The 853-nt window shown below is 63.5% G+C and carries 1 protein-coding gene and 1 pseudogene; both read left to right on the top strand.

Going from position 1 to position 853, the window contains the following annotated elements:
- A pseudogene (locus EOB59_RS34970) lies at nucleotides 1-218 on the top strand (ABC transporter ATP-binding protein); the annotation flags it as partial.
- On the top strand, nucleotides 218-853 hold a 636-nt coding region (locus EOB59_RS34965; RefSeq protein ID WP_164895870.1), incomplete at its 3' end, for an ABC transporter transmembrane domain-containing protein. The pseudogene EOB59_RS34970 and the gene EOB59_RS34965, both read left to right, overlap by 1 nt.

Raw genomic sequence — 853 nt, 5'->3', positions numbered from 1 at the left:
CGATGAAACGCTTCGCCAAGGACCGCGTGACGCTCATCATCTCGCACCGGCTGAGTTCACTGATGCATGCCGACCAGATCCTGTTCGTGGAGGGCGGCCGGATCGTCGAGCGCGGCACGCATGAGGAACTGCTGGCGCTCGGCGGACGCTACCGCGCCCTTTACGACCTGCAGCTGCGGCCGGACTATGACCGACCCGTTGTAACGGGAGCCGCGTGATGTCGACACATAGCGGCGACGAGAAGGAAGACACCAGCGGGCGGCCGACAAAGGCGGTCGTCGGCTCGCACCGGGACGAGGAAGAAGTCTTCGGCAAGGCCTATGATCCGCGCATCGTGCGGCGCATCTGGAGCTTCGTGAAACCGTATCGGGGCCGGATTTTCATCTCGGTCGCCGCGGTCCTGGTGTTCACGCTGACGCAGCTGGCGATCCCGCTGGTCATCCGCTACGCCATCGACCAAGGCATGGCGGCGGGCACGCTCGACCGGTCGGTGATGATCTGGGCGACGGGCGCCTTCGCGATGATCATCCTCATCAACTACGGCGCCAGCTATATGCAGGAGAGCGTGGTCGGCAAGGTGGCCGAAAACGTGCTCTCCGACCTGCGCCGCGCCATGTTCAGCCACCTGCAGCGGGTCTCGCTGAGCTTCATGGACAAGACCGAGGTCGGCCGGCTGATGTCGCGCCTGCAAGGCGACGTGAATTCGATGCAGGAATTCCTTGAAACGTCGGTGATGTCGGTGGGCGATATCGTGCTGTTGTTCGGCATCGTCAGCGTCCTGCTCTGGCTCGATTTCCGGCTCGGGCTGCTGACGCTGTCGACCATGCCGGTTCTGTTCATCGTGCGCCTGTTC

The organism is Mesorhizobium sp. M7A.F.Ca.MR.176.00.0.0 (assembly GCF_004023165.1).
Taxonomy (GTDB): domain Bacteria; phylum Pseudomonadota; class Alphaproteobacteria; order Rhizobiales; family Rhizobiaceae; genus Mesorhizobium.
This window is presented reverse-complemented; position numbering and strand designations above follow the sequence as displayed.